Here is a 2972-nt window from a genome sequence, read left to right as displayed (position 1 = left end):
TTCAAAGGAACCTCATCTCCGTGATGGAGACGGGGTATCAACATATCTGGCGTTGACTTTTGGCACGCTGTTGAGTTCTCAAGGAACGGACGCTTCCTTTGGATTCTCTTGCGAGTTTCCGCCGGGCGCTTCCCTTCGGTGTTTCACACTCTATCAGGCTCTTTCCGGCTTTCGGACCACCGCTTTTCCGCAGACATGCGGAAGCGCATGATTCGAGAATCTGGATCATCGCTCTGAGGAGTGCCGCCCACCCAGTCGGTCGCGCTGAGCGCGGCTGGCTGTCCGGGGCAGGTGTCAGACAGTACAGCGACCGGATGGACGAGGCAAATCGATTCGGCGCGGATGGGCGCCTCAATCGGGCTCTGTCATGCGGAACCGTCAGTTCTTATGACTTACGCTTCTCAACGGTACGCCGTCCGGGACAGGCAGTGACGGCGACCTGATGAATCTTCACCCCTGGGAGGTTTCCCATGACCACCGTGACGTCCCCTCTTGCAGGACGCGCGATCGGGCTCGCGGCCGTGCCGGACCCCGTCTTCTCCGGCGCGATGGTGGGCCCCGGTACCGCCATCGACCCGCATCGTGAGCCCTCGGAGGCGGTGTCGCCCGTTGACGGTGTGGTCGTCTCGCTGCACCCGCACGCCTTCGTCGTCGTCGACTCCGAGGGGCACGGCGTGCTGACGCACCTCGGCATCGACACCGTGCAGCTCAACGGCGAGGGCTTCGAGCTGCTGGTGAACAAGGGCGACACCGTCACCCGCGGGCAGGCCGTCGTGCGCTGGAATCCGGCGGCGGTCGAGGAGGCCGGCAAGTCGCCGGTGTGCCCGGTCGTCGCGCTGGAGGCCACCGCGGACGCGCTGGGCGAGGTGCGCGAGGACGGCGACATCAAGGCCGGCGACGCGCTCTTCTCCTGGCAGTAGCAGCCGGGCGCCGTCGGGAGACGGCAGGTACGACATCCACCGCGGCGGCCGGAACCCGCCGCAACGACCGGAGACGGGTGACATGGAGACAACGCTGCGGGGCGTCGGCGTGAGCCACGGCGTGGCCATCGGCGAGGTGCGGCACATGGGGACGGCGGTGCTGGAGCCGCCGGCGAAGCAGATTCCGGCGGAGGAGGCGGAGCGTGAACAGGGGCGCGCCCGCCAGGCCGTGGAAGCGGTGGCCGCCGATCTGATCGCGCGGGGCAACCTGGCCGGCGGTGAGGCCCAGCACGTGCTGGAGGCCCAGGCCATGATGGCGCAGGACCCCGAGCTGATGGCCGATGTCGAGCGGCGGATCGCGGTCGGCAGCACGGCGGAGCGCGCGGTGTACGACGCGTTCGCCGCGTACCGGGCGCTGCTGGCGGGGGCGGGTGAGTACCTGGCGGGCCGGGTGGCCGACCTCGATGACGTGCGGAACCGCATCGTCGCGCGGCTGCTGGGCGTGCCGATGCCGGGTGTGCCGGACAGCGACGAGCCGTATGTGCTGATCGCGCGGGATCTGGCGCCGGCCGACACGGCGCTGCTGGATCCGGCGCTGGTGCTCGGGTTCGTGACCGAGGAGGGCGGGCCGACCAGCCACAGCGCGATTCTGGCGCGGGCGCTGGGGGTGCCGGCCGTGGTGGCGCTGCCGGGCGCGGGTGAGATCGTCGAGGGCACGGTGATCGCGGTGGACGGCAGCACCGGTGAGGTGTTCGTCGACCCGAGCGCGGAGAAGCGGGCGGAGCTGGCGAAGGCCGCGGAGGAGCGGAAGGCGGCGCTGGCGGCGTCGTCCGGTCCCGGGGCCACGTCGGACGGGCACAAGGTGCCGCTGCTGGCGAACGTCGGCGGGCCGGCGGATGTGCCGGCGGCGGTGGAGGCCGGTGCGGAGGGCGTCGGGCTGTTCCGTACGGAGTTCCTGTTCCTGGACGACAGTACGCGGGCGCCGTCGGAGGAGAAGCAGGTCGAGACGTACCGGAAGGTGCTGGAAGCCTTCCCGGAGGGGCGCGTGGTGGTGCGCGTGCTGGACGCCGGTGCGGACAAGCCGCTGGACTTCCTGACGCCGGCCGACGAGCCGAACCCCGCCCTGGGTGTGCGGGGTCTGCGGACGCTGCTGGACCACCCGGACGTGCTGCGGACGCAGCTGACGGCGCTGGCGAAGGCCGCCGAGGGGCTGCCGGTCTACCTGGAAGTCATGGCGCCGATGGTGGCGGACCGGATCGACGCGAAGGCGTTCGCGGACGCGTGCCGGGAGGCCGGGCTGCGGGCGAAGTTCGGCGCGATGGTGGAGATTCCGTCGGCGGCGCTGCGGGCGCGGTCGATTCTGCAGGAGGTGGAGTTCCTTTCGCTGGGGACCAATGACCTGGCGCAGTACACCTTCGCGGCGGACCGGCAGGTGGGCGCGGTGTCGCGGCTGCAGGATCCGTGGCAGCCGGCGCTGCTGGATCTCGTGGCGGCGTCGGCCGAGGCCGCGAAGGCCGAGGGCAAGAGCTGCGGGGTGTGCGGTGAGGCGGCCTCCGATCCGCTGCTGGCGTGTGTGCTGACGGGTCTGGGGGTCACCAGCCTGTCGATGGGCGCGGCGTCGATTCCGTATGTGCGGGCGACGCTGGCCAAGCACACGCTGGCGCAGTGCGAGCGGGCGGCGGCCGCGGCGCGGGCCGCGGACACCGCGGAGGACGCCCGGGCGGCCGCGCAGGCGGTGCTGTCCGGGGAGTGAGGCGGGCGGCGCGCGGCGCCGCGTGAGGTGATCGGGACGGCCGTCCCGCCGGTTGCGGCGGGGCGGCCGTTTCGTGTGCGCGGGCGGTGGCCGGGCCGGTCAGGGGTGGCAGTCGGGGCCGGGGCGGGGTGGCAGGGGCAGGCCGGGGGCGTAGTCGACGCGGTGCTCGGGTGGGATGGGCTCGTCCGTTTCGGGGTCGGTGCAGTAGGCGTCGAAGATCTCGGCGGCGCCGATGGGGACGGGCCAGGCGTCGCGCAGGCGCCAGCCGCGGACGGTGGCGGGGGCGGGGTCGTCGGGGG

The 2972-nt window shown here is 72.0% G+C and carries 2 protein-coding genes and 1 pseudogene; 2 read left to right on the top strand and 1 reads right to left on the bottom strand.

Annotated elements, in window-relative coordinates; genetic code table 11:
• The first annotated feature begins 470 nt into the window (after window positions 1-470).
• Both ADL22_RS12860 and ptsP read left to right on the top strand, forming a co-directional pair.
• Complete coding sequence (locus tag ADL22_RS12860; RefSeq protein ID WP_066977426.1) at window positions 471-920, top strand: PTS sugar transporter subunit IIA; 450 nt, start codon at window positions 471-473, stop codon at window positions 918-920.
• Window positions 921-1002: 82 nt separating this feature from the next.
• Window positions 1003-2673 carry a phosphoenolpyruvate--protein phosphotransferase gene (ptsP, locus tag ADL22_RS12855; RefSeq protein ID WP_066977423.1) on the top strand — a complete coding sequence of 557 codons (1671 nt, stop codon included), beginning with the start codon at window positions 1003-1005 and terminating at the stop codon, window positions 2671-2673.
• A gap of 99 nt (window positions 2674-2772) precedes the next feature.
• Here the strand turns inward: ptsP and ADL22_RS12850 are convergent.
• Window positions 2773-2972, bottom strand: a pseudogene (locus tag ADL22_RS12850) (hypothetical protein); the annotation flags it as partial.

The sequence above is a fragment of the Streptomyces sp. NRRL F-4489 genome, from assembly GCF_001509485.1.
Classification (GTDB): Bacteria; Actinomycetota; Actinomycetes; order Streptomycetales; family Streptomycetaceae; genus Streptomyces.
This window is presented reverse-complemented; position numbering and strand designations above follow the sequence as displayed.